The sequence below is a fragment of the Pseudomonas sp. P1_F7 genome, from assembly GCF_056405655.1.
In genome coordinates this window covers 140,085-164,412 of sequence record NZ_JBFUBR010000011.1, presented here as the reverse complement: position 1 = coordinate 164,412, position 24,328 = coordinate 140,085, and the positions used below count along the sequence as shown (strand labels likewise).

Annotated in this window: 20 protein-coding genes; 14 read left to right on the top strand and 6 right to left on the bottom strand. The window is 59.9% G+C overall.

Features of this window, described 5'->3' with window-relative positions; translation table 11 throughout:
- Window positions 1–86: 86 nt before the first annotated feature.
- On the bottom strand, window positions 87–2,282 hold the full coding sequence (locus AC1D1M_RS17910) for a hypothetical protein (RefSeq protein ID WP_477776690.1): 2,196 nt from the start codon (window positions 2,280–2,282) through the stop codon (window positions 87–89).
- 196 nt (window positions 2,283–2,478) lie between these two features.
- Here AC1D1M_RS17910 and AC1D1M_RS17905 point away from each other — a divergent pair, with 196 nt between their 5' ends.
- Window positions 2,479–3,375 carry an NAD(P)-dependent oxidoreductase gene (locus AC1D1M_RS17905; RefSeq protein ID WP_477776689.1) on the top strand — a complete coding sequence of 299 codons (897 nt, stop codon included), beginning with the start codon at window positions 2,479–2,481 and terminating at the stop codon, window positions 3,373–3,375.
- On the opposite strand, the gene AC1D1M_RS17900 is transcribed toward AC1D1M_RS17905, so the two are convergent.
- Together AC1D1M_RS17900 and AC1D1M_RS17895 are read right to left on the bottom strand one after the other, a co-directional pair.
- Window positions 3,332–5,548 (bottom strand): putative bifunctional diguanylate cyclase/phosphodiesterase, encoded by a 2,217-nt coding sequence (locus tag AC1D1M_RS17900; RefSeq protein WP_477776688.1) that lies wholly within the window; start codon window positions 5,546–5,548, stop codon window positions 3,332–3,334. The genes AC1D1M_RS17905 and AC1D1M_RS17900 overlap by 44 nt on opposite strands.
- A gap of 148 nt (window positions 5,549–5,696) precedes the next feature.
- Window positions 5,697–6,062 carry a YkgJ family cysteine cluster protein gene (locus tag AC1D1M_RS17895; protein ID WP_150727609.1) on the bottom strand — a complete coding sequence of 122 codons (366 nt, stop codon included), beginning with the start codon at window positions 6,060–6,062 and terminating at the stop codon, window positions 5,697–5,699.
- A gap of 269 nt (window positions 6,063–6,331) precedes the next feature.
- On the opposite strand from AC1D1M_RS17895, the gene AC1D1M_RS17890 reads away from it, so the two are divergent.
- A complete protein-coding gene (locus tag AC1D1M_RS17890) occupies window positions 6,332–7,681 on the top strand; it encodes a spinster family MFS transporter (RefSeq protein ID WP_477776687.1) in 1,350 nt (449 codons plus the stop codon).
- A gap of 169 nt (window positions 7,682–7,850) precedes the next feature.
- Here AC1D1M_RS17890 and rapA read toward each other — a convergent pair whose 3' ends face one another.
- Complete coding sequence (rapA, locus tag AC1D1M_RS17885) at window positions 7,851–10,697, bottom strand: RNA polymerase-associated protein RapA (RefSeq protein ID WP_477776686.1); 2,847 nt, start codon at window positions 10,695–10,697, stop codon at window positions 7,851–7,853.
- A gap of 217 nt (window positions 10,698–10,914) precedes the next feature.
- Here rapA and AC1D1M_RS17880 point away from each other — a divergent pair, with 217 nt between their 5' ends.
- The 3 genes from AC1D1M_RS17880 to ccoM all read left to right on the top strand — a co-directional run bounded on the left by AC1D1M_RS17880 (window position 10,915) and on the right by ccoM (window position 11,771).
- Window positions 10,915–11,256 (top strand): aspartate-semialdehyde dehydrogenase, encoded by a 342-nt coding sequence (locus AC1D1M_RS17880; protein ID WP_477776685.1) that lies wholly within the window; start codon window positions 10,915–10,917, stop codon window positions 11,254–11,256.
- A gap of 99 nt (window positions 11,257–11,355) precedes the next feature.
- Window positions 11,356–11,517 carry a hypothetical protein gene (locus tag AC1D1M_RS17875; protein WP_178076663.1) on the top strand — a complete coding sequence of 54 codons (162 nt, stop codon included), beginning with the start codon at window positions 11,356–11,358 and terminating at the stop codon, window positions 11,515–11,517.
- A gap of 143 nt (window positions 11,518–11,660) precedes the next feature.
- Window positions 11,661–11,771, top strand: coding sequence for a cytochrome c oxidase subunit CcoM (ccoM, locus tag AC1D1M_RS17870; RefSeq protein WP_007998356.1), 111 nt, complete (start codon window positions 11,661–11,663; stop codon window positions 11,769–11,771).
- Between the two features lie 164 nt (window positions 11,772–11,935).
- Here ccoM and AC1D1M_RS17865 read toward each other — a convergent pair whose 3' ends face one another.
- On the bottom strand, window positions 11,936–13,411 hold the full coding sequence (locus tag AC1D1M_RS17865) for an inorganic phosphate transporter (protein ID WP_477776684.1): 1,476 nt from the start codon (window positions 13,409–13,411) through the stop codon (window positions 11,936–11,938).
- A 376-nt stretch (window positions 13,412–13,787) separates the two neighbouring features.
- Window positions 13,788–13,988: a hypothetical protein gene (locus AC1D1M_RS17860; protein ID WP_008054177.1), complete on the bottom strand. Its 201-nt coding sequence runs from the start codon at window positions 13,986–13,988 to the stop codon at window positions 13,788–13,790.
- 688 nt (window positions 13,989–14,676) lie between these two features.
- On the opposite strand from AC1D1M_RS17860, the gene pcaR reads away from it, so the two are divergent.
- From pcaR to AC1D1M_RS17815, 9 genes are all read left to right on the top strand, one after another.
- Window positions 14,677–15,519 (top strand): pca regulon transcriptional regulator PcaR, encoded by an 843-nt coding sequence (gene pcaR / locus AC1D1M_RS17855; protein WP_223550841.1) that lies wholly within the window; start codon window positions 14,677–14,679, stop codon window positions 15,517–15,519.
- A gap of 123 nt (window positions 15,520–15,642) precedes the next feature.
- Complete coding sequence (gene pcaK / locus AC1D1M_RS17850) at window positions 15,643–16,989, top strand: 4-hydroxybenzoate transporter PcaK (RefSeq protein WP_477776683.1); 1,347 nt, start codon at window positions 15,643–15,645, stop codon at window positions 16,987–16,989.
- Between the two features lie 271 nt (window positions 16,990–17,260).
- Entirely contained in the window at window positions 17,261–18,118 is an 858-nt protein-coding gene (locus tag AC1D1M_RS17845; protein WP_008054173.1) for a CoA transferase subunit A, read from the top strand.
- Window positions 18,118–18,897 carry a CoA-transferase subunit beta gene (locus AC1D1M_RS17840; protein WP_103394508.1) on the top strand — a complete coding sequence of 260 codons (780 nt, stop codon included), beginning with the start codon at window positions 18,118–18,120 and terminating at the stop codon, window positions 18,895–18,897. Before AC1D1M_RS17845 ends, AC1D1M_RS17840 begins: the two co-directional genes overlap by 1 nt.
- Entirely contained in the window at window positions 18,894–20,099 is a 1,206-nt protein-coding gene (pcaF, locus tag AC1D1M_RS17835; protein WP_477776696.1) for a 3-oxoadipyl-CoA thiolase, read from the top strand. The genes AC1D1M_RS17840 and pcaF overlap by 4 nt, the downstream gene beginning before the upstream one ends.
- A 37-nt stretch (window positions 20,100–20,136) precedes the next feature.
- On the top strand, window positions 20,137–20,841 hold the full coding sequence (pcaH, locus tag AC1D1M_RS17830) for a protocatechuate 3,4-dioxygenase subunit beta (protein ID WP_477776682.1): 705 nt from the start codon (window positions 20,137–20,139) through the stop codon (window positions 20,839–20,841).
- Between the two features lies 1 nt (window position 20,842).
- Complete coding sequence (gene pcaG / locus AC1D1M_RS17825) at window positions 20,843–21,409, top strand: protocatechuate 3,4-dioxygenase subunit alpha (RefSeq protein WP_477776681.1); 567 nt, start codon at window positions 20,843–20,845, stop codon at window positions 21,407–21,409.
- A 195-nt stretch (window positions 21,410–21,604) separates the two neighbouring features.
- A complete protein-coding gene (locus AC1D1M_RS17820; protein WP_477776680.1) occupies window positions 21,605–22,909 on the top strand; it encodes an MFS family transporter in 1,305 nt (434 codons plus the stop codon).
- A gap of 45 nt (window positions 22,910–22,954) precedes the next feature.
- Entirely contained in the window at window positions 22,955–24,319 is a 1,365-nt protein-coding gene (locus AC1D1M_RS17815; protein ID WP_477776679.1) for a 3-carboxy-cis,cis-muconate cycloisomerase, read from the top strand.
- Window positions 24,320–24,328 lie beyond the last annotated feature (9 nt).

Sequence of the window (24,328 nt, the reverse complement as noted above, 5' to 3'; positions counted from 1 at the left end):
ACAGTTGACCGCGTTCTCTCTGAAAGAATGCGATCCCTGTGGGAGCGAGCTTGCTCGCGATAGGGGCGACGAGTTTTCCCGTCTTGTTAAGTCGTCTTGCCGGTATGGTTATTCAACGAAATAACCTTGGTCTTGCCAATGCGGTGACGGTAGATCTCGCGCAGGTACTTGATCGCTTTCTTCACACAATCGCGCGACAGGCGGATGTCGTTGATCGAGACGAATTTTTCCTTGTCGTTGATCAGTTCGCGGTACTTCTTCTCGTACATCGGCTTGATCGCGTACCAGTTGGTATCGAGGATCTTCGCCGGGTTCTCGAATTCGTTGAGCAAGTCGTCGATGCGGCCTTCGTCAAATTCTTCCTGGACGATGAAGTCCAGAATCGAGTTATCCAGGGTTTCGTCGAAACGGTAGGCCGACTTCGCAAAGCAGCGCTTGATGAAGGCCACGATCAGCGTCAGGAAGTCGTCCGACAGGCACGGGCTCTTGGCGATCAGGGTGGTTAGCGACAGGTTGGCCGAGGCACCGATCACCAGCGCGTAGCGCTTGAGCGTGGTGTTGGGGAACAGGCTGTTGAGGTGAGTCTTCAACCGGTTCAGGTCCATGTAGGACAGCTTGTAGTCCTTTGGCAACGAAACGATCGACACCACCGACGAGCAATTCTTGAAGAAGTGCAGGTCATGCAGGGCCGCCGCGTCGTAACCCGAGTTCTTGTACTGCTCCAGCGACGCGCGATAGCGCTTGGACTCGATCGGCAACAGGCTGATGCCTTCGATGGCCTGGGTGACCTTGTTGAAGTGCGGCAAGTCGATCGAACGGAAGAACAGGTCGTCGATGTTCAGGCGCTGCGGCTCTTTCTCGAACACCTTGAATTTGTCGCTGCTCGGCGGCGGGGTTTCTGGCACCACGGACTCGGCATAGGCAATTGCCACCGGGCCGGCCAGGCTCATGAACAGGTCGTTGGCGTCCAGGCGGATGGTTTCGCCGATATCGATGCCGGCGCGACGGAAATAGTTCTGGTCGTAGTCGGTGGTCACCGCCTGGGCTGTGAGAATGTTGAAGATCTGCTGCGAGATGTATTGGTTGGCATGCTTTTCCATGGCATTGACATCAATGTTCTGGATATTGCCGTCATCGTTCTCTTCGGCGTAACGCATGATGTCGTTGGAAATCAGCATCATCGCGTTCCATGGGCGGATGCGGCCCATGACGCTGGCTTCGCTGCTGTCTTCGTTGGCGAAGTTGTAGGAGAAGTCCCACTCTTCCGACAGGTACTTGCACAGCAGGCGGCCGGCGTTAATGTGCAGCGCCTCGGACATTTCACTGCGGTGATCGGAAATGTTCGGCAGTACACAGATGCCACTGGTGAAGATCGGTTCGAAGACGAAGGAGTGGCCGCTCTTGCTGTCGTGCTCGTCCATCGGTTTGGTGTCGAACGTCTTGTTCATGTACGAGTGCTGCTGGGCCAGGCCGAATTCCGAAGCCATGCCCGAGCCGGTACCGCCGCCGGCACTGAAGATCGAGAAGTACAGGCGCGACTGGTTGGCCTTGATGCCGCAGCTGTCGATCAGGTACGAGTGAATCATTTTCCAGTCAGGGCTGGAGAAACGCTGGGTGTCCTTGTTCAGGATAATCTTGGCCAGGTACTGGCCGAGGATCGGCGCGTTACCGGCGCCACCGGCGTGGACTTCCGACAAGTCCATGATTTTCATCTTGCTGTAGTCACGCAGGAAACCGCTTTTTTCGCCCTTGCGCGAGAAGCGGATGCGTCCGGCGATGTCCTTGTCCAGGTCGCCGAGCATCACCAGCGGTTCGACCAGAAACACCGGCTTGGTGTTTTTGTTCTGGCCCAGGCGCAGGTTGTTGCGGATCCACTGGGCCGGGCTGTAGCCCTTTTCGGCAAAACGCTTGTCCGGCGACAGGCGATCTTCGTTGTTGAGTTCGTTGAGGTAGAACTTTCGGGCGTTGTACACCAACTCCGCCACGTCCAGCGCAATGTTCGAACCGCAGCGGCCCAGGCCGATCAGGCACACCGACGGGAATTCCTGATCGTTGTGCTGTTCGCTGTCGCCTTCCAGATGCGGTGCGCGCGGGAACACCATGTCGCGCAGGCCGTCGAGGTTATCGAGGATGCGGTCGGTGTTGGTTTCGGTGAAGTACAGGTATTGCTGGGTCGCCAACGGGCGGGTTTGAATCAATGGCTTCGGTGATGACGGGCTGTTGGCGGCGGGGCTCAATGTCAGATCGGTTACCGCAGTGGCCGGGTTATTTTTAGAAGTCATTGTTCGCCATCTACTTGGGCTGATTGGTTGGCCGACTCACTGTCGTCGAACCGTCACGGAATACAATCGCGTCTTTTTTCAGCGCGTACTTGGACCATGCCTTGGTCTTTAGCCTGAGCATCACTCGGAGTGAGTCCTTTCCTAAGTCATGATGGATCGGCCAATATTCGGTGATCTTTAATCAAGAAGAGGCAAAATGATGTCAACGCTACCTTCGCTAGGGTTTGCCGGGATCGGCCTGATGGGGCTGCCGATGTGCCGGCGCCTGCTGGCCGCGGGTTATCCGCTGGCGGTATGGAATCGCAATCCGGACAAGTGCAAGCCGCTGGTGGAGGCAGGCGCACGCCAGGTCGCCAGCCCGGCCGAACTGTGCCAGCACGCTGACGTGGTGATGTTGTGTCTGGCGGATACGGCGGTGGTACGCGAGGTAGTGTTTGGTCCGACAGGCATTATCGAGGGGGCAAAAAAAGGCCAGTTACTGGTGGATTTTTCCAGCCTGGAGCCCAATGCCACGCGGGAAATGGCCGCAGAGCTCGCCGATAAAACCGGCATGGACTGGCTCGACGCGCCGGTGTCCGGCGGTGTGGTTGGGGCTGAAGCCGGGAGCCTGGCAATCATGGTCGGCGGTGACGTACAGGATCTGGAACGGATCCGGCCTGTCCTGTTGAACCTGGGGCAGCGTGTGACCCACATGGGCGGCGTCGGGGCAGGTCAGGTGACCAAGGCGTGCAATCAGATGATCGTCGCTTGCAATGCCTTGGTGATTGCCGAAGTGGTCGCGCTGGCGGAACGTTCCGGGGTTGATGCAAGCCTGATCGCCGAAGCGCTGGCCGGCGGCTTTGCCGATTCGAAACCGTTGCAGATCCTCGCCCCGCAAATGGCTGAAAGCCGTTTCGAGCCGGTCAAGTGGCACGTGCGGACATTGCTCAAGGATCTGGATACAGCAGTGAAGTTTTCCCGTGAGCAAGGCTCGGCGACACCGATCAGCGGTCTGGCCGCGCAGTTGATGCGCCTGCATGGCAGTCAGGGCTTCCTTGAAAAAGACCCGTCTACATTAGTGCAGATGTACCGTGAGCCAGGCTCAGCGTCGTGACGGTATAGGCGTGCTTGCGCTGGTTGATTTCGTTCAGCACCGGATGCAACTCGGTCAGCGGCACCGGCCGACTGAGCAAATAGCCCTGAACGAAGTCACAGCCATGGTTTTGCAGGAACTGATATTGCTCGAAGGTTTCGACCCCTTCGGTGACCACTTGCAGGTGCAGGGTATGGGCCATGACGATGATCGCCTGGACAATCTCCATGTCCTGGGTGGCCTTGGGGATGTCCTGGATGAACGAGCGGTCGATTTTCAGCGTGTTGAGCGGCAAGCGCTTGAGGTAGGTCAGGGATGAGTAGCCGGTGCCAAAGTCATCGATCGACAGCGACACGCCGAGGGCACGAATCTGTCGCAGCAACACCAGTGTGTTGGCGATATTGCCCATCAAGGCGTTTTCCGTGACTTCCAGTTCCAGCCGGTGGGGCTCCACACCGCAGGCACGCAATGCGTACTCGATTTCATCGGCCAGCTCTTCGCGCGCCAGGTTCAGGGGCGAGCAATTCACGGCGATCTTGAGGTCTTCACAGCCCTGGCGCGACAACTCGCCCAGATCCTCGCAAGCCTTGCGCAGCACCCAGTTGTCCAGCTCGGCGATCAGGCCGTTGGCCTCGGCGATGGCGATAAAACGATCCGGTACGAGGAAACCGTGGACCGGGTGTTGCCAGCGGATCAAGGCTTCGAGCTTGCTGACCTGACCGGTCTTGAGGTCATAGATCGGCTGGTAATAGAGCATCAGGCCAGTGTTTTCACGCAGGGCATGGCGCAGTTCTTCTTCCAGTTGCAGTTCCAGTGTGGCGCGGGTTTTCAGGTTGGCGCTGAAAAAGCTCAGCCCGTTGCGGCCGCCGCCCTTGGACTGATACAGCGCCAGGTCGGCGTTCTTCAGCAGTTCTTCACACGTCTTGCCGTCCTCCGGAAACAGGCTGATGCCGATGCTGGTGGTCATGACCATGCGCCTGCCGGCCAGTTCGATGGGCTCCTTCATTTTCAGCATGATGCGTTGGGCCATCTGTCGCGCTTCGTCACGATCATGCAGGTCGATGAGCAGGCAGAACTCGTCGCCGCCGAAGCGTGCGACCACATCCTCGTGACTGCGAATCGAGCTCTTGATATGCCCGGCAAGCACTTTGAGCAGTTCGTCACCGGCATCGTGACCAAGGCTGTCGTTGATCCGCTTGAAATGGTCGATGTCCAGGAACATGACCGCCAGCATCCCGCCTTTGTTGGATTTCTCGATGAGTTTTTCGGCGAAGATCTGGTTGAATCCGCGGCGGTTGATCAGGTTGGTCAGCGCGTCGTAGTGCGCCACCTGTTGCAGCGACATGCGCGCCTGATCCAGTTGGCTGAGCAGGGAGTTGACCCGTTGCAGGTCGTGGTCCTTGCGTTGCAGTTTCTTGTCCGCCAGCGCCGCGCTGATGCTGCTGCCGATGATCAGCAGGGTCATGACCGCCACGGTCAGTGCCAGTTGCAGTTGGCTGTTTTCGCCGGTTTGCGCTGGCAGGCTGTCGCTGGGCAGCACCAGGTTGAAGGCGGCCATGGCCGTGAGGTGCATACTGAGGATGCCAGCCCCGAGCAACAGGCTGGCGCAGTATTTGAAGAGATGATGCAGCATGCCGGTGCCGTCGCGCAGATACCATGCCAGTAACAAGGCTGCCAGCGCGGCACCGATCGCGATCACGATGGAAAGGGCGAACAGGCCCGGATGGTAATAGACCGAGGCATTGGAGTGCATGGCCGTCATTCCCACATAATGCATGGTCGCGATACCCAGGCCGATCCCGATCGATGACATGAGGCACTGTCGCAAACTCAGCTCAGGAAGGCTGAGGGTATGCATGGCCAGCCACGCGGCGAGCAGCGCGATGGTTAGCGAGAACACCGTGACAGGCAGTTGGTAGTGAAGATCGATAGGCGCCTGGAATGCCAGCATCCCGACGAAGTGCATGGCCCAGATACTGCCGGCCAGGCATCCGCTGCCAACCCAGCGCCAGAGCGTCTGGGAAGCGGACTTTTCAGCGTGAGCAACCCGTTCGGCCATGTCCAGTGTCGCGAAGCTGCCGACACAGGCGACCAGATAAGCCAGCAGCACCAGAAAAGGGTCATGTGTGCAATTAAGTATGACCTGCCCACTCTCTGGTAGCTCGGTAATGAAATGCAAACCAAGCCACTCCATAGCATGCCCCCATCGTTATCCCTCAGGCCGGCGCAAGGAGCGTCGGCGAATGTCCTGGAGTATAGAGGGCATGGTTGGAGCGCAAACGGTAGTGGCACATTGCTTTCAATGATTTTGACATTAACCTAATAGCGATTGGTGCTAATGCTCAGGCGATTTGCTTCTGAGGCGTCTCGAATGCGGGTTGCAGGGCCGGCAAGCCGAAAGCGGCACGGGCCGCGTCGCAATCGGGATTGGCCACGCCATCGACCCACGAAGCGTCGAATTCCCGGCAGGTGCTGGAGCGTTTTTCGTAAATCGAGCACTGCACCGTACTGCCGACGTCTCCCACCAGGCTGGTGCAGCGCACGGGTTTGCAGCCGGTTCCGAGCATCGCGACCCGGCTGGGGCTGATCTGCTCGACAAGCTCATCGGGTACCGTCCCCCCGGACGAGGCACATTCACCCCAGAAAAATGACACGCGAAAATGAGAACAGCAGGCACCGCAATTCAGACACGGACTGGCTTCGGACATGGGCGATTATCGTAAGGAGGAGTGGAGACACAGGGGGGGAAACAAGGCCGCTATTCTAGGCTTCGCCAACGGCTTGGGAAGGGGGGGAGAAAGGTATTTTTCAACGACCGGACGGAGTGTGAAATACCCGCCCTGCGAAAGCTCCTACAGGTTGCGTCCCATGGGTTGGTATCAGCCTGGCGAATAATGAAAGACAGTTGTGGCCGGCCTGTCTAGATTGCAAAGTCCGGGGGCAGTGACGCCCCAAAAACAATAAAAGAGACGGACCCATGCAGAACTCGACCCAAGCGGCCAATGCCTGGCGCATCCTGTTCCTGTTGTTCCTGGCCAACCTGTTCAATTTTTTCGACCGCACCATTCCGGCCATCATCATCGAGCCCATTCGCATGGAATGGCACCTCAGTGATTTCCAGTTGGGGATCATCGGGACGGCATTCACCATCGTCTACGCCATTGCCGGCTTGCCGCTGGGGCGCATGGCCGATACCGGCTCGCGCAGCAAGCTGATGGGCTGGGGGCTGGCGGTGTGGAGCGGGTTGACCGCCGTCAACGGTATGGTGGGCAGTTTCTGGAGCTTCCTGATCGTGCGCATGGGCATCGGCATCGGCGAGGCCAGTTATGCACCGGCCGCCAATTCGCTGATCGGCGACTTGTTTCCGGCGCACCGCCGGGCACGGGCCATGGGGATCTTCATGCTCGGGCTGCCATTGGGGCTGTTGCTGGCGTTCTTCACCATAGGTGCGATGGTCAAGGCCTTCGATAGCTGGCGCGCGCCGTTCTTTATCGCGGCGGTGCCGGGGCTGATCCTCGCGATCTTCATGTTTTTCATCAAGGAACCGAAGCGCGGCGCCGCCGAGAGCGTTCAGGTTTCGCAGGAAAAGATCGATCGGCCGATCCGTCGGGTATTGGCTGTGCCAACCTTCCTCTGGCTGGTCATGGCCGGTCTGTGTTTCAACTTCGCCACCTATGCCTGCAACTCGTTTCTGGTGCCGATGCTGCAACGGTACTTCCTCATGCCGTTGCAGGATGCCGCGGTCGCCACCGGGGTTATTGTTGGCGTGACCGGGTTGGTTGGCTTGACCCTCGGTGGCTGGGTTGCGGACAAGATTCACCAGCGGATTGCTAACGGGCGGCTATTGTTTGCCGCCTTTAGCCTGATGATTTCGACGGTCTGCACCGCGTGGGCGCTGCATTCCGGGCGAATCGAGATCGGTGTGTTTATTGCGGTGTTTAGCCTGGGTTGGTTGTTCGCTTACAACTTCTATACCTGCGTGTACACGGCGATTCAGGATGTGGTCGAGCCGCGGTTGCGGGCAACGGCGATGGCGTTGTTCTTTGCCGGGCTGTATCTGTTGGGTGGGGGCTTGGGGCCGGTGGTGGTCGGGGCTCTGTCGGATCACTTTGCCCACTCGGCGATGCTGGCGGCGGGTGCCGAGCAGATGACCGAAGCCTTCAAGGCGGTCGGCCTGCACGATGCGATGTACCTGATTCCGGTGGCACTGTTTTTCACCGTGGTGTTTCTGTTCCTGGCTTCGCGGTGTTTTGTGCGCGATGCCAAGCGGATGAAGGAAGGGTTGGTGGCGGTGGTTGAGCCTGAAGGTTCTGCGGTGACTGCTTGACCGCTATCGCGAGCAGGCTCGCTCCCACAGGTATCTCATAGGCACTGAAGATCCAATGTGGGAGCGAGCTTGCTCGCGATGAGGCCATCAGCAGCACTACTGAAATTGAAGCAAACAAAAAAGGCCCGCATCGCTGCGGGCCTTCCTTTATAGCGGTGGAGGAAAGTTGTTAACCCGCCACCAACACCCGAATCGCTTCCAGTCGCAGCGCAGCCTTGTCGAGCATGGCCAGGCCTTGCTCGCGTTGTTTACGCAGAGCCACCAGTTCGCTGTCGCGCACGGTCGGGTTGACCGCTTGCAAGGCGGTGAGGCGCGCCAGTTCTTCCTCGGTATCGGCGGCCAGGCGACGCTGCGCCTCGGCGACACGTTCAGTGTGGCGCGGCAGGATCTTCGCTTCACCGGCGTTGATCCGTGGCGTCAGTTGGTCACGCTGAGCCTGGATGAACTTGTTGGCACTGGCACGAGGTACGCTTTCGAGCTGATCGTTCAGGGTTTCGAACGACACGCGGGCCGACAGGTCATTGCCGTTGGTATCGAGCAGGCAGCGCAGGGCAGCCGGCGGCAGATAGCGGCCCAGTTGCAGCGAGCGTGGGGCAACCACCTCGCTGACATACAACAGTTCCAGCAACACGGTGCCCGGCTTGAGTGCCTTGTTCTTGATCAGCGCCACGGCGGTGTTGCCCATGGAGCCGGACAGCACCAGATCCATGCCGCCCTGAACCATCGGGTGCTCCCAGGTGATGAACTGCATGTCTTCACGAGACAGCGCCTGGTTACGGTCGTAGGTGATGGTCACGCCTTCGTCGTCGCCCAGCGGGAAGCTGGCGTCGAGCATTTTTTCGCTCGGCTTGAGGATCAGCGCATTTTCCGAATGGTCTTCGCTGTCGATGCCGAAGGCGTCGAACAGGGTTTCCATGTAGATCGGCAGCGCGAACTGATCGTCTTGCTCAAGGATATCTTCCACCAGCGCATCGCCTTCGCCCGCGCCACCGGAGTTCAGCTCCAGCAAACGGTCACGGCCGGTGTGCAACTCGGCTTCCAGGCGCTCACGTTCGGTGCGCGCTTCGTCGATCAACGCTTGCCACTCGCCATCGTCGGCTTCTTCGAGCAGCGGCAGCAGGCGTGGGCCGAACTGGTGCTGCAAGGCGTTGCCGGTCGGGCAGGTATTGAGGAACGCGTTCAGCGCTTCGTGGTACCACTGGAACAGGCGCTCTTGCGGGCTGGTTTCCAGGTACGGCACGTGCAGTTCGATGATGTGCTTCTGGCCGATCCGGTCCAGTCGACCGATGCGTTGCTCCAGCAGGTCCGGGTGGGACGGCAGGTCGAACAGCACCAGGTGATGGGAGAACTGGAAGTTGCGACCTTCACTGCCGATTTCCGAGCAGATCAGCACTTGCGCGCCAAACTCTTCGTCGGCGAAGTAGGCGGCGGCGCGGTCACGCTCGAGGATGTTCATGCCCTCATGGAACACCGTGGCCGGGATGCCCGAACGCACGCGCAAGGCGTCTTCCAGGTCCATGGCGGTTTCGGCGTGGGCGCAGATCACCAGCACTTTGGTGCGCTTGAGCATCTTCAACTGGTCGATCAGCCATTCGACGCGCGGGTCGAACTTCCACCAGCGTTCTTCTTCGCTGGTGTCTGGTTGGGCCTGGAAGCTGACTTCCGGGTACAGCTCGGCGTGATCGCCCAACGGCAGTTCGAGGTATTCGTCCGGGCACGGCAGCGGGTACGGATGCAGCTTGCGCTCCGGGAAACCCTGCACGGCGGCGCGGGTGTTACGGAACAGCACGCGGCCGGTGCCGTGGCGGTCGAGCAATTCACGCACGAGGCGCGCGCTGGCTTCGGTGTCGCCATCGTTGACGGCGGCCAACAGGGCTTCGCCTTCGTTGCCGAGGAAACCGTGGATGGTCTTGTGGGCTTGCGGCGACAGGCGTCCCTTGTCCAGCAACTCCTGAACGGCTTCAGCCACCGGGCGATAGTTTTCGCTCTCGGCGCGGAAGGCTTGCAGGTCGTGGAAACGGTTCGGGTCGAGCAGGCGCAGACGAGCGAAGTGGCTGTCCTGGCCCAGTTGTTCCGGGGTGGCGGTCAACAGCAGCACGCCGGGAATGGTTTCGGCAAGTTGCTCGACTAGCGAGTATTCAGGGCTGACCTGATCTTCGTGCCACACCAGGTGGTGAGCCTCGTCGACTACCAGCAAGTCCCAACCGGCCGCGAACAGTGCGTCCTGGGCTTTCTCGTCGTCCACCAGCCACTCAAGCGCGACCAGCGCGAGTTGGGTGTCTTCGAACGGGTTGCTGGCATCGCTTTCGATGAAGCGTTCTTCGTCGAACAGCGCGACCTGCAGGTTGAAACGGCGGCGCATTTCGACCAGCCACTGGTGCTGCAGGTTCTCTGGAACGAGGATCAGCACACGGCTGGCGCGGCCCGAGAGCAATTGGCGATGGATCACCAGGCCGGCTTCGATGGTTTTGCCCAGGCCCACTTCGTCGGCCAGCAGAACCCGTGGCGCGATACGGTCGGCGACTTCGCGGGCAATGTGCAACTGGTGCGCGATCGGTTGCGCACGCACACCGCCCAGGCCCCACAGCGAGGACTGCAACTGGCGGCTGGTATGTTCCAGGGTGTGATAACGCAGGGAGAACCAGGCCAGCGGGTCGATCTGGCCGGCGAACAGACGGTCGCTGGCCAGGCGGAACTGGATGAAGTTCGACAGTTGGGTTTCCGGCAGGGTGACCACTTCGTTCTGCCCGTTGAGGCCGTGGTAAACCAGCAGGCCATCAATGTCGTCGACTTCGCGGACGGTCAGTTTCCAGCCTTCGAAGTGAGTGATGGTGTCACCCGGTGAAAACCGCACGCGGGTCAGAGGCGCATTCCGTAGCGCGTACTGGCGAGTGTCGCCAGTGGCCGGGTAGAGCACGGTCAACAAGCGACCGTCCTGTGCCAGAACGGTGCCTAAACCCAGCTCGGCTTCGCTGTCACTGATCCAGCGTTGCCCCGGTTGATACTGCTGCGCCATGCTGCCTGACTCCCACCTGAAAAAGCGGGCTATCTTAACGGAATGAGGGCTTCAGGGCCAAAGGACTCTCAGAAAAACTCACAGTCATACGTTAGCCCACCTGTGCATGACGCGCCGCCCGGTGCACTAATGAGTGCCAATTGGGTCACAGTTTGCGACCGATGGCTCAAGTCGCCATCCCCGCAGCCGACAGCCTGCTGACAGGAGACCGAAAACCATGCTGCCACCGATGCTCCCTCTGAGTGCCGTGCCGATCACTTCACAGACCGACCCGATCCGTCAGCGTCCGGATATTCCTCCGGTGGTGCCGGTGCAGGAAAGCTCCAGTGAAAGCACCATCGACCTGCAAAAACGCAACCCTGAAGAGGACGGGTTAGTGCTGCGCGAGGAACAGCGTCGCAGGCAGGAGCAGGAACGGCGTCGCCGCGAGGCTGATGATGACCCCGAGGCGCACATGGCGATTCCCGGCGATGAACTCAATGCCGACAACACCGTGCCGGTGGCGCCGCTGATGGAAGATCAGCCGCGGCAGGGGCTGTGGGTCGATATCGAGATTTGAGCACAGGCTGGTCAGCGCGCTCGTCAGGCCGCATTATTGGCGCAGGGTTGCCGAACGCTACGGCGGCTGAAACTCATTTCAAGCGATGCACTGACTGCCATGAGCCAAGACGACAAACTGATTGACCTCAATGCTGAGCGCGCCAAGCGTGTTCATGACCTCAATGACAAGCGGCTCAATGAAGTTCGCCAGGCGTTCGAGCAGGCCATGCCGTTGGGCAAGGCCAGGAAAAAGCCGAAAAACAAACCGAAAAAGCGCTGAAATCCCCCGCATTCATTGATGCGGGTCAAACTTTCCCCTTCCTCTTGCCCAGTCTCGGGCGACATTGATCCCGGTCAATATTCTCTCCTGCCCGTTTGGTTAACTTAGCCCTATCGCAACAGGCCAAGTGCAGGAGACGCGTCATGTTTTTCGACAACGTGGTGATCGCCGGAGTGCTGACTGTCAGCCTCATGTTTGTGTTTTTTGCAGGGTTCGGACTTTTTATCTGGAAGGATTCGCAAAAGCGGAAATAACCGCAGTTCTTTCTGGATGTAATGAGCACGCAAGGCATTTTGGGCAACTTCGGTTGCCCTTTTTTTTGCCTGCTTTTTGAGGGAGGCTCTAAGGCGTTTAGAAGTTCAAGGCAATAAAAAAGGCGCGGTCCATGAGGATCGCGCCTTTTCCGTACGGCTGCTTATCAGCTGCCAAGCGCCTTCGAAGCCAGCCAGAACAACCCGGCCGACAGGGCTACGGTGGCTGGCAGGGTCAATACCCAGGCCAGCAGGATGGTTCTGACGGTGCCGCCTTGCAGGCCGCTTTTGTTGGCGACCATGGTGCCCGCCACGCCCGAGGACAGCACGTGGGTGGTGGAAACCGGCAGGCTGAAGATGTTCGCCATGCCGATCAGGCTGGCAGTGGTGATCTGCGCCGACATGCCTTGGGAGTAGGTCATGCCTTGCTTGCCGATCTTCTCGCCAATGGTCAGTACCACGCGTTTCCAGCCGACCATGGTGCCCAGGCCAAGGGCCAGTGCAACCGCCAGAATCACCCAGAACGGAGCGTATTCGGTGGTGGTGGTCAGGTCTTTGCGCAGCTTGTCCAGGTCAGCCTTTTCACGAGCCCCGAGCGTTGGCAACTTGCTGACTTTCTTCGCGGTGTCGTCCAGGCAGAGCAGGTAACGACGTACTTCGATACGGCTTTCCGCCGACAGCGAATGGTAGTCGGCTACACCCTTGAGGGTGCCGAGCAGGGCGGTAATGGTCGGTTCGGTCTGTTGCGGGTTGCAACGGAATTTCTCCGGCAAGTCGCCGTCCAAGCTCTTGCCCAGAGCCAGGAACTCGCCCAGGGTTTCGGAATTGCGCTGGTAGAACTGGCTCAGGTGCAGGGTCGCGTCGCGAGTCCGCTCGATCTGATAGGTCGTGCTGTTCAGGTCGAGGACGAACTGCGCCGGCACGATACCGATCAGGACCAGCATGATCAGGCCGATACCTTTCTGGCCATCGTTGGAACCGTGGACGAAACTCACGGCCATGGCCGAGATCACCAGTACCAGGCGATTCCAGAATGGCGGGTGTTTCTTGTCGTCGATCTTGCGGCGCTGTTCCGGCGTCTTGTGCATCTTCGACAGTGGACGCCACCATTTAAGACCGATCAGGATTAGCGCGGCGATCAGGAAACCGGCCATTGGCGAGAACACCAGGGAAGCGCCGATATCGATCGCTTTCTGCCAGTTCACACCGTCAGCCAGCGGAATATCGTTGATCAAGGCGTTGGCCAGGCCGACTCCGAGGATCGAACCGATCAGCGTGTGGGAACTCGAAGCGGGAATACCGAAGTACCAGGTGCCCAGGTTCCAGGTGATGGCGGCGGCGAGCAATGAGAACACCATGGCCAGTCCGTGACCGGTGTTCACATTGATCAGCAGTTCTACCGGCAGCAGGTGGACGATGGCATACGCCACACCGACCCCGCCCAGCAGCACGCCGAGGAAGTTRAACACCCCGGAAAAGAACACCGCCAGGTGAGGCGGCATGGCTTTAGTGTAGATAACGGTCGCCACCGCGTTAGCGGTGTCATGAAAGCCGTTGATGAACTCGAAGGCGAGGACAAAGGCCAGGGCGAGCAAGAGGCTCACAAGCACCCAAGCATCCAGTCCGCTGAATAAATCGATCATGAAGGTTTTCTGACCCGGTCATAAGGGGGCGCGATTATGCCAGAAAAGACTGCTAATCAATGCACTAGCTGCTCATCGGTAACATTCTTCAACGAATTTTTTTGCCGCCGCACCTGAAAACCCACGGTTTTGCTGCGTTTTTTAAGTCGTTGATTTAATTAAAAAAATACACTGTCACAAAACCTTCATGGCCCGGTAAGAGGGGCTTGAACGGTTGTGAGAAAAATCTGAGAAATAGGTCAGATACCGGAAATCTGCCTGATTCGACGACGGTGATGGCCGCTGCCCGCTCGTAGCGGGCGCGAAAGGCAACATCAATACATCCCGCTTTTAACGGGTGCAGAGGCAGGCCCTTGTAAGGAACAGGCCGAAGCAGTCACGGCTCTTCGGCTTTGAGTTCCTTTTCCATTTTTTGAATTTCCTGCTGGAAAACCTGATCCTGAACGGTGGCGCGTTTACGCCAGGGTTTGCGTTCCGGTTCGGGTTGAGCGGCGTAAGTGGTGACTTCTCCGCCGTAAACTTCCTTGTAACGTTGTTCCTGGCGCTCTAGTTCCGCGCGCAGTTCGTCTTTCGTCACAGTGCTACCTGATTGAGTTGGGATAAATTCTGGTGAAAACGCGCTGCATCAAATCGATTGATCACGTTCGTTGAATGGGCAATGCCCGTCAAGGCATCGTTTTGGCAACAGCGTGATCAATACTTCCATGTCACAGGCGGCCACGGCACCAGATATAAACAGCTGACGTAGCTTCAGATTCCTGTTTCAGCAAGCGCACTGGCAGGGCGGTTCAATGCGAGTCTGGCGCTTGCAACGGGCAACGGCGATGGAACATCGCATTGCCGGGCAGCGGGTTCGGCAAGTAAAAAACCGAAGCGCTACTGATTGTATTATAGCGGCCGATTTGAAGAACACTATCTCCAAAGAGTTAAAAGTGGATCTTGGCGTGTGACCGTTTTGTTGCTCGAAACTTTACGCTTAACTAGAACGCCGACTGATACCACGTTGCTGCGATGCCTGTCGGACACCATTAAATCGAACAAGTTACGGTATTTGGATTGCCCCATTAAGTCCTGTGTCGAGTCGATGTAATCAGAGGTTCGTGAGTCAGCGAAAACCGGACGCCAGTGAATCGGGAGATTGACGCGGTGGATTGCGATTATCGGTCGAGCGTTCGATAATCGCCCAGAGATGGCAGGTCGGGCTTGAGCGTCAGGCGGTAGCCCTTTGTAATAGTCGCTGATCCGAGTGGGTAAAAGGACCTTGTATGAACGATCAAATGCGCAATTCCTTCACTTCAGTGGCTCCCCCCATCGTTGCTTCACCGGCCAAACGGATCCAGGCACTGACCGGCGACCCGGACTTCATGACGTCCCTGGCCCGCGGCCTGGCCGTGGTGCAAGCGTTTCAGGAGCGCAAACGGCACCTGACCATCGCCCAGATCAGCCACCGCACGGAAATTCCCCGCGCCGCCGTACGACGTTGCCTGCACACCTTGATCAAACTCGGCTACGCCACCACCGACGGCCGCACCTATTCGTTGCTGCCCAAAGTGCTGACCCTCGGCCATGCCTATGTCTCATCAACGCCGCTGGCGGTGTCCGCCCAGCCTTACCTGGACCGCATGAGCGAGCAACTGCACGAGGCCTGCAACATGGCCACGCTGGAAGGTGATGACATTCTGTACATCGCCCGCTCCGCAACCACGCAGCGGCTGATTTCGGTGGACCTGTCGGTGGGCGGGCGCTTGCCGGCCTATTGCACATCGATGGGGAGGATTCTGCTGGCCGCGCTGGATGACACGTCGCTGGGTGAATACCTCGACCACGCCGAATTGCAAGCCAAGACCAGCCGTACGATTCACACCCCCGAGGCATTGCTCGAATGCCTGCAAGAGGTGCGACAGCAAGGCTGGTGCATTGTCGACCAGGAGCTTGAGCAAGGGCTGCGTTCGATTGCCGTTCCTGTGTATGACGCTTCCGGCCAGGTGGTTGCGGCCCTCAATGTCAGCACCCATGCGGGGCGGGTCAGCCGCAATGAACTTGAACAGCGTTTCCTGCCCGGTTTGTTGAGCGCCAGCCGCGACCTCAGCGCTCAGCTGTTTGCCTAAGCTGTTCGATAAACGCACAGAGTTGCGCTTATCGAATTGACGCTGTTTCCTCCGGATCATTACTGTCGCGGCTTCGTCAGCGTCTGCTGACACCGTTCGACTGCGATCCGTGGAATAAAAATAATGAACCAGCCCCAGTCTGCTGTAGGTAACTGCCTCGATGTGCAGTCCTTCATCAATGCCCAACCCATTTCGCGCTACCAGTGGCGCGTGGTGATCCTGTGTTTCCTGATTGTCTTCCTTGATGGCCTCGACACCGCGGCCATGGGTTTCATCGCCCCGGCCCTGTCCCAGGACTGGGGTATCGACCGCGCCAGCCTTGGCCCGGTGATGAGTGCGGCGCTGATCGGCATGGTCTTCGGCGCACTGGGCTCGGGCCCGTTGGCTGACCGCTTCGGGCGAAAAGTCGTACTGGTCGGTGCGGTGCTGTTGTTCGGCGCCTTTAGCCTGGCCTCGGCCTACAGCAGCAATGTCGATCAATTGCTGGTGTTGCGTTTCCTGACCGGCCTGGGTTTGGGCGCCGGCATGCCGAACGCCACCACGCTGCTGTCGGAGTACACCCCGGAGCGCAAAAAATCCCTGCTGGTGACCAGCATGTTCTGCGGTTTCAACCTCGGCATGGCCGGCGGCGGATTTATCTCGGCCAAGCTCATTCCGGCCTTTGGCTGGCACAGCCTTCTACTGATCGGCGGAATTCTGCCACTGATCCTCGCCGTCGTTTTGCTGCTCTGGCTGCCGGAGTCGGCGCGATACCTGGTAGTGCGCAACCGCGGTACGGACAAAGTGCGCAAGGCACTGGCGCCGATTGACCCAACGGTGGTGGCCCAGGCGTCCAGCTTCAGCGTGCCGGAACAGAAAACCGTGAAGGCGCGCAATGTGTTCGCGGTGATCTTCTCCGGCACCTACAGCGTCGGCACCTTGCTGTTGTGGCTGACCTACTTCATGGGGCTGGTGATCGTTTATCTGCTGACCAGTTGGCTGCCGACGCTGATGCGTGACAGTGGCGCGAGCATGGAGCAAGCCGCCTTCATCGGCGCGCTGTTCCAGTTCGGTGGCGTGTTGAGTGCGGTGGGCGTGGGCTGGGCAATGGACCGGTTCAATCCGCACAAAGTCATCGGCATTTTCTACCTGCTGGCCGGGGTGTTTGCCTACGCGGTAGGGCAGAGCCTGGGCAACATTGCGCTGCTGGCGACCCTGGTGCTGGTGGCCGGGATGTGTGTCAACGGCGCGCAATCGGCGATGCCTTCGCTGGCTGCACGGTTTTATCCGACTCAGGGGCGGGCCACCGGGGTGTCGTGGATGCTCGGGATCGGCCGCTTCGGCGCCATCCTCGGCGCCTGGATGGGCGCGACGCTGCTGGGGCTGGGCTGGAACTTCGAGCAAGTGCTGACGGCGCTGGTGATTCCGGCGGCGCTGGCAACCACGGCGGTGGTGATCAAGGGCATGGTCAGTCATGCGGATGCGACCTGATTCCGGTTTGAAATAGTGGTGTAGCAGGAAAAGATCGCAGCCTTCGGCAGCCCCTACAGGGGAATGTGTAAATCCGTAGGAGCTGCCGCAGGCTGCGATCTTTTGGGGGCAGCCTATAAAGATAGCCAGGCAACAATATGTTCGATAATCGAACAGTTAGTCGATTATCGGATTGTTTGGCGTTTTGCACGGGCTTAACCTTCAGTCATTCCGGCGCTGCGCATCGGCGCCTTCTTCCACTGTCGGTTAATAACAAACGGGAGCCTGCCCCATGGCTGAAATCCTTTCGCTGCACGACGCGGTGAAGCAATTCGTAAACGACGGCGATACGGTCGCACTCGAAGGCTTTACCCACCTGATCCCGACGGCGGCGGGTCACGAAATCATCCGTCAGGGCAAAAAAGATCTGACCCTGGTGCGGATGACCCCTGACCTGATCTACGACCAGTTGATCGGTGCCGGTTGTGCCCGCAAGCTGATTTTCTCCTGGGGCGGCAACCCGGGTGTCGGCTCCCTGCATCGCCTGCGTGACGCTGTGGAGAAACAGTGGCCGCATGCGCTGGAGATCGAAGAACACAGCCACGCCGACCTGGCCAATGCCTACGTCGCCGGTGCTTCCGGCCTGCCGTTCGCGGTCCTGCGTGCCTACGCCGGTTCCGACTTGCCGAAGGTCAACCCGCTGATCAAATCCGTCACCTGCCCGTTCACTGGCGAAGTGCTGGCCGCCGTGCCTTCGGTGCGCCCGGACATTACCGTAATCCACGCGCAGAAAGCCGACCGCAAGGGCAACGTGCTGCTCTGGGGCATCCTCGGCGTGCAGAAAGAAGCCGCACTGGCCGCCAAGCGCTGCATCGTCACCGTTGAAGAGATCGTCGACGACCTCAATGCACCGATGAATTCCTGTGTACTGCCAACCTGGGCCTTGAGCGCTGTTTGCCACGTGCCTGGCGGCGCGCATCCGTCCTACGCCCACGGCTACAACGAGCGCGATAACCGCTTCTACCAGGCCTGGGACCCGATTGCCCGCGACCGTGAAACCTTCACCGCGTGGATCAACGAATACATCCACGGCAGCGCTGACTTCAGCGAGTTCCAGGCCAAACTGGCCGCCGCTTCGGAGGCGAAGTAATGACTTACACCACCAATGAAATGATGACCGTCGCCGCCGCTCGCCGTCTGAAGAACGGTTCGGTGTGCTTCGTCGGTATCGGCCTGCCGTCGAAAGCGGCCAACCTGGCGCGCCTGACTTCCTCGCCTGATGTCGTCCTGATCTATGAATCGGGTCCGATCGGTGCCAAGCCAAGTGTATTGCCACTGTCGATCGGTGACGGTGAGCTGGCGGAAACCGCTGACACCGTAGTCCCGACCGGCGAGATTTTCCGCTACTGGCTGCAGGGCGGGCGCATTGACGTCGGTTTCCTCGGCGCGGCGCAGGTCGACCGTTTCGGCAACATCAATACCACCGTGGTCGGTGATTACCACGCACCGAAGGTCCGACTGCCGGGCGCAGGCGGCGCGCCGGAAATTGCCGGTTCCGCCAAGAGTGTGTTGATCATCCTCAAGCAGTCGGCGCGTTCCTTCGTCGACAAACTCGACTTCATTACCTCGGTCGGCCATGGCGAGGGCGGTGATTCGCGCAAGCGTCTCGGCCTGCCAGGCGCTGGTCCGGTTGGCATCATCACCGACCTGTGCATCATGGAACCGGAGGAGGGCACCCACGAGTTCGTGGTCACCGCACTGCACCCGGGCGTGACCCGCGAGCAAGTGGTTGCTGCCACCGGTTGGGCGATTCGCTTTGCCGACCATGTTGAGCAAACGGCTGAGCCGACTGAAGTCGAACTGACCGCGCTGCGCGACCTTGAAGCCCGCACTGCCGCCGCCCACGGCCAAGCCCCCGGAGAAGCCTGATGCGTGACGTTTATATCTGCGACGCGATTCGTACCCCCATCGGCCGTTTCGGCGGTGGCCTATCGACGGTGCGTGCCGACGACCTGGCTGCCGTGCCAATCAAGGCCTTGATGGAGCGCAACCCGTCGGTGGACTGGAACGCGGTGGACGAAGTGTTCCTCGGCTGCGCCAACCAGGCTGGTGAAGACAACCGCAACGTGGCGCGCATGGCGCTGCTGCTGGCCGGCCTGCCGGAAACCATTCCCGGCGTGACCCTCAACCGCCTCTGCGCTTCAGGCATGGATGCCATCGGCACCGCGTTCCGCGCCATCGCCAGCGGCGAAATGGAGCTGGCGATTGCCGGCGGCGTCGAGTCGATGTCCCGCGCGCCGTTCGTGATGGGCAAGGCTGACGCGGCGTTTTCGCGCAACATGAAGCTCGAAGACACCACCATCGGCTGGCGCTTCATCAACCCGTTGATGAAAGCCCAGTACGGCGTGGATGCGATGCCGCAAACCGCTGACAACGTGGCGGACGATTACAAGGTGTCCCGCGCCGATCAGGACGCGTTCGCACTGCGCAGTCAACAACGCACGGCCGCCGCGCAAGCCGCAGGCTTTTTCGACGAAGAAATCGTTGAAGTGCGGATTGCCCACAAGAAGGGTGAAACCGTGGTCAGCCAGGACGAGCATCCTCGCGCCGACACCACGCTGGAAGCCCTGACCAAACTCAAGCCGGTTAACGGCCCCGACAAAACCGTCACCGCTGGCAACGCCTCGGGTGTGAACGACGGTGCCGCCGCATTGATCCTGGCCTCGGCCGAAGCCGTGAAGAAACACGGCCTGACTGCCCGCGCCAAAGTGTTGGGCATGGCCAGCGCCGGTGTTGCACCGCGGGTGATGGGCATTGGCCCGGTGCCAGCGGTGCGTAAACTGACCGAACGCCTCGGTGTGGCGGTCAGCGATTTCGATGTGATCGAACTCAACGAAGCCTTCGCCAGCCAAGGCTTGGCGGTGCTGCGTGAACTGGGGATCGCGGACGACGCGGCCCAGGTCAACCCGAACGGTGGGGCGATTGCCTTGGGTCATCCATTGGGCATGAGCGGCGCGCGACTGGTGTTGACCGCGTTGCATCAGCTGGAAAAAACCGGCGGCAAGAAAGGTCTGGCGACCATGTGCGTCGGCGTTGGCCAGGGTCTGGCTTTGGCGATCGAACGTATCTGACACGCCCCGTCGGCTAATAAGAACTGAGGAAAGTGTAATGACTGACAAGCCTGGATACCGTCGCCCGCAGGCGGGCACTCAGCCGGAATACCTGCACCCGACCTATCAATCCACCAACCTGCGCTCGCCATCCAAGCCGTTGGTGTTCCTGCCCCATTCGTTGTCGGAAATCACCGGGCCGACCATCGGCGCCGAGCGCGTCAACGAAAAGGACAGCGACCTGACCGCCCAGCACGAGGGGCAGCCACAGGGTGAGCGCATCATCATCCACGGCCGCGTGCTGGATGAAAACGGTCTGCCGGTGCCGGGGATCCTGGTGGAGATCTGGCAGGCCAACGCCGCCGGCCGCTACGCCCATGCCCGCGACCTGCACGACGCACCGCTGGACCCGAATTTCACCGGTACCGGCCGTACCGTGACCGACGCCGATGGCTGGTATCAGTTCCAGACCATCAAGCCCGGCGCTTATCCATGGGGCAATCACCACAATGCCTGGCGCCCGGCACATATCCACTTCTCGCTGTTCGGGCCGAGCATCCTGACGCGCCTGGTGACGCAGATGTATTTCCCCGGCGACCCGCTGCTGGCCTATGACCCGATCTACAACTGCGTGCCCGATACCAGTGCCAAGGAGCGCTTGATCGCCACGTTCGATCTGGAAAAAACCATCCCTTCCTATGCCCTCGGTTATCGCTGGGACATCGTTTTGCGCGGCCGCGACGCCACGCCGATGGAGAAATAAGATGACGCTGACTGCGACCACGTCCCACACCGTCGGGCCGTACTACCACATCGGCCTGACCTGGCTGAACCGCGAAAACCTGACCGTCGAACAAACCCTGGGCGAGCGCGTGGCGATCACCGGGCAAGTGGTCGATGGCAATGGCGACATCGTCAACGACGCGATGCTGGAAGTCTGGCAGGCCAACGCCGCTGGCAAGTATGACCACCCGGAGGACGACCAGGACAAACCCCTGGACCCGAACTTCGAAGGTTTTGGCCGGGTGCCGGTGGATGCCGAAGGGCGTTTCCGTTTCACCACCATCAAGCCGGGTACGGTTGAGGGGCTCAAAGGCACGACTCAGGCGCCGCACCTGGTGGTACTGGTGTTTGCTCGTGGCCTGGTGAAGCACTTGCTGACGCGGATTTACTTTGATGGTGAGGCGGCGAACGTGAATGATCCGTTGCTGGAGTGCGTGCCGGCCGAGCGCCGCAATACGCTGCTGGCGAAGCAGGATGCGTCGGGTGTTTATCAGTGGAACGTGATTCTGCAGGGTACCGATGCCGAGACGGTGTTCTTCGACTATTAAGTGAACACCGCAAAACCTGTGGGAGCGAGCTTGCTCGCGATGACTTAGTCACATCCAGCATAAATGGTGACTGATCTGACGCATTCGCGAGCAAGCTCGCTCCCACAGGGATATGTGTATCGCTGATGCATCTGCAGAACGGGATTGTTGCAAAGTGTGTCTAGACTCTCACTGTCCCCATTGAGTGAAAAAACAATGACAACACCCACAGCTCCTATAGCTCTTTATACGGGCGAAGAACGCAGCAAGCGGATCTTCGCCATTGTCGGTGCCTCGTCGGGCAACCTGGTCGAATGGTTCGACTTCTACGTCTATGCCTTCTGTGCGATCTATTTCGCGCCGGCCTTTTTTCCGTCCGATAACCCCACCGTGCAGTTGGTCAACACCGCTGGCGTGTTCGCCGCCGGGTTCCTGATGCGGCCGATTGGTGGCTGGATTTTCGGGCGGTTGGCGGACAAGCACGGGCGCAAGAATTCGATGTTGATCTCGATTCTGATGATGTGCTTCGGCTCGTTGCTTATCGCCTGCCTGCCGACCTACAACAGCATCGGGGTCTGGGCGCCGGTGCTGTTGCTGTTCGCCCGTTTGCTGCAAGGCTTGTCGGTGGGCGGTGAGTACGGCACTACCGCGACCTACATGAGTGAAGTAGCGCTCAAGGGCCAGCGCGGTTTCTTCGCCTCGTTCCAGTACGTGACCCTGATCGGCGGTCAGTTGCTCGCGGTGTCGCTGGTGGTGATCCTGCAACAGTTCCTCACCGAAGATGACCTGCGTGCCTACGGCTGGCGGATTCCCTTCGTGGTGGGGGCCATGGCGGCGCTGGTTTCGCTGTATCTGCGTCGTTCGCTGAAAGAAACCACCAGCAAGGCAATGCGCGAAAACAAGGACGCTGGCAGCATCAGCGCTCTGTTTCGCGACCATAAAGCCGCGTTCATCACCGTACTCGGTTACACCGCCGGTGGTTCGCTGATTTTCTACACCTTCACCACGTACATGCAGAAGTACCTGGTGAATACCGCCGGCATGCCGGCCAAGACCGCCAGTTACATCATGACCGGCGCGCTGTTCCTCTATATGTGCATGCAGCCGATTTTCGGCATGCTCGCCGACAAGATCGGCCGGCGTAACTCGATGCTCTGGTTCGGCGCCCTCGGCACGCTGTTCACCGTGCCGATCCTGTTGAGCCTGAAAAGTGTCAGCAGTCCGTTCCTGGCCTTTGTGTTGATTACCCTGGCGCTGGTGATCGTCAGTTTCTACACCTCGATCAGCGGTTTGGTAAAAGCCGAAATGTTCCCGCCGCAAGTACGTGCCTTGGGCGTTGGCCTGGCGTATGCGGTGGCGAATGCGATCTTCGGTGGTTCGGCGGAGTATGTGGCCCTGAGCCTCAAGGCCGTAGGCATGGAAAACTCCTTCTACTGGTACGTCACGGTGATGATGGCGGTGGCATTCCTGTTCAGCCTGCGCCTGCCGAAACAGGCGAAGTATCTGCAGCAAGACCTTTGATCTTCACGCGCGGGTCGCAAAGGCCCGCGCCTTCAGGAACTGTTTATGAACCAGCGACCGGGCAATCAATTGTTCGATGCCTATTTCACTGCCCGCGATATGCGCGACGTGTTCTGCGATCAGGGCCGGGTCCAGGCCATGCTCGATTTCGAAGCGGCACTGGCCCGGGCCGAAGCGCGGGTCGGGATGATTCCGTCGAGTGCTGTCGCGCCGATTGAAGCGGCTTGCCGTGCCGGGCTTTACGACTTTGCGGCGTTGGGCGAGGCGATTGCCACGGCGGGTAACTCGGCGATTCCGTTGGTCAAGGCGCTGGGCAAACAGATCGCGGCCACCGATGCCGAGGCCGAGCGATATGTGCATCTGGGCGCGACCAGCCAGGATGTGATGGACAGCGGCCTGGTGCTGCAACTGCGCCGCGCACTGGAGCTGATCGAAAGCGATCTGGCGCAACTGGGCCAAACCCTTGCGACGCAGGCCCAACGTTATGCGGCCACGCCGCTGGCTGGGCGCACCTGGTTGCAACACGCAACGCCGGTCACCCTCGGCATGAAAATCGCTGGCTGGCTGGGGGCGGTGACGCGCAGTCGCCAACGCTTGGCCGAACTCAAGCCGCGTCTGCTGGTGCTGCAATTCGGCGGTGCGTCCGGAACCCTTGCGGCCCTTGGCGACCAGGCCATGCCTATTGCCCGGGCGCTGGCCGAGGAACTGCAACTGACCTTGCCCGATCAGCCGTGGCACACCCAGCGCGATCGCGTGGTGGAGTTCGGCGCCGCGCTCGGCCTGATCGCCGGCAGTCTCGGCAAACTCGGGCGCGATATCAGCCTGTTGATGCAAACCGAGGCTGCCGAAGTGTTCGAGCCTTCGGCGCCGGGCAAGGGCGGTTCCTCGACCATGCCGCACAAGCGCAATCCGGTGGGCGCGGCGGTGTTGATCGGCGCGGCGACGCGTGTGCCGGGTCTATTGTCGACGCTGTTCAGCGCCATGCCCCAGGAGCACGAGCGCAGCCTCGGCCTGTGGCATGCCGAGTGGGAAACCCTGCCGGAGATCTGCTGCCTGGTGTCGGGCAGCCTGCAGCAAGCGCTGTTGATCGCCCAAGGGCTGGAAGTGGATGCCGAGCGCATGGCTCGCAATCTCGATTTGACCCAAGGCCTGGTGCTCGCCGAAGCGGTGAGCATCGTCCTCGCGCAACGAGTCGGCCGCGATACCGCGCACCATCTGCTGGAGCAATGCTGCAAACGCGCCGTGGCCGAACAACGTCACCTGCGAGCGGTCCTCGGCGACGAGCCGCAAGTGACTGCCGAGCTGTCGGCCGCCGAACTCGATCATCTGCTGGACCCCGCCCATTACCTCGGCCAGGCGAAAACCTGGGTTGAGCGCGCGGTGGCTGAACATTCTGCATTGACTGCCTGAAGGAGACTG

Excerpts from the sequence above, each read along its gene's own strand:
- AC1D1M_RS17910 (WP_477776690.1), bottom strand. The coding sequence starts at position 2,282 with ATGACTTCTAAAAATAACCCGGCCACTGCGGTAACCGATCTGACATTG.
- AC1D1M_RS17905 (WP_477776689.1), top strand. The coding sequence starts at position 2,479 with ATGATGTCAACGCTACCTTCGCTAGGGTTTGCCGGGATCGGCCTGATG.
- AC1D1M_RS17900 (WP_477776688.1), bottom strand. The coding sequence starts at position 5,548 with ATGGAGTGGCTTGGTTTGCATTTCATTACCGAGCTACCAGAGAGTGGG.
- AC1D1M_RS17895 (WP_150727609.1), bottom strand. The coding sequence starts at position 6,062 with ATGTCCGAAGCCAGTCCGTGTCTGAATTGCGGTGCCTGCTGTTCTCAT.
- AC1D1M_RS17890 (WP_477776687.1), top strand. The coding sequence starts at position 6,332 with ATGCAGAACTCGACCCAAGCGGCCAATGCCTGGCGCATCCTGTTCCTG.
- rapA (WP_477776686.1), bottom strand. The coding sequence starts at position 10,697 with ATGGCGCAGCAGTATCAACCGGGGCAACGCTGGATCAGTGACAGCGAA.
- AC1D1M_RS17880 (WP_477776685.1), top strand. The coding sequence starts at position 10,915 with ATGCTGCCACCGATGCTCCCTCTGAGTGCCGTGCCGATCACTTCACAG.
- AC1D1M_RS17875 (WP_178076663.1), top strand. The coding sequence starts at position 11,356 with ATGAGCCAAGACGACAAACTGATTGACCTCAATGCTGAGCGCGCCAAG.
- ccoM (WP_007998356.1), top strand. The coding sequence starts at position 11,661 with ATGTTTTTCGACAACGTGGTGATCGCCGGAGTGCTGACTGTCAGCCTC.
- pcaR (WP_223550841.1), top strand. The coding sequence starts at position 14,677 with ATGAACGATCAAATGCGCAATTCCTTCACTTCAGTGGCTCCCCCCATC.
- pcaK (WP_477776683.1), top strand. The coding sequence starts at position 15,643 with ATGAACCAGCCCCAGTCTGCTGTAGGTAACTGCCTCGATGTGCAGTCC.
- AC1D1M_RS17845 (WP_008054173.1), top strand. The coding sequence starts at position 17,261 with ATGGCTGAAATCCTTTCGCTGCACGACGCGGTGAAGCAATTCGTAAAC.
- AC1D1M_RS17840 (WP_103394508.1), top strand. The coding sequence starts at position 18,118 with ATGACTTACACCACCAATGAAATGATGACCGTCGCCGCCGCTCGCCGT.
- pcaH (WP_477776682.1), top strand. The coding sequence starts at position 20,137 with ATGACTGACAAGCCTGGATACCGTCGCCCGCAGGCGGGCACTCAGCCG.
- pcaG (WP_477776681.1), top strand. The coding sequence starts at position 20,843 with ATGACGCTGACTGCGACCACGTCCCACACCGTCGGGCCGTACTACCAC.
- AC1D1M_RS17820 (WP_477776680.1), top strand. The coding sequence starts at position 21,605 with ATGACAACACCCACAGCTCCTATAGCTCTTTATACGGGCGAAGAACGC.
- AC1D1M_RS17815 (WP_477776679.1), top strand. The coding sequence starts at position 22,955 with ATGAACCAGCGACCGGGCAATCAATTGTTCGATGCCTATTTCACTGCC.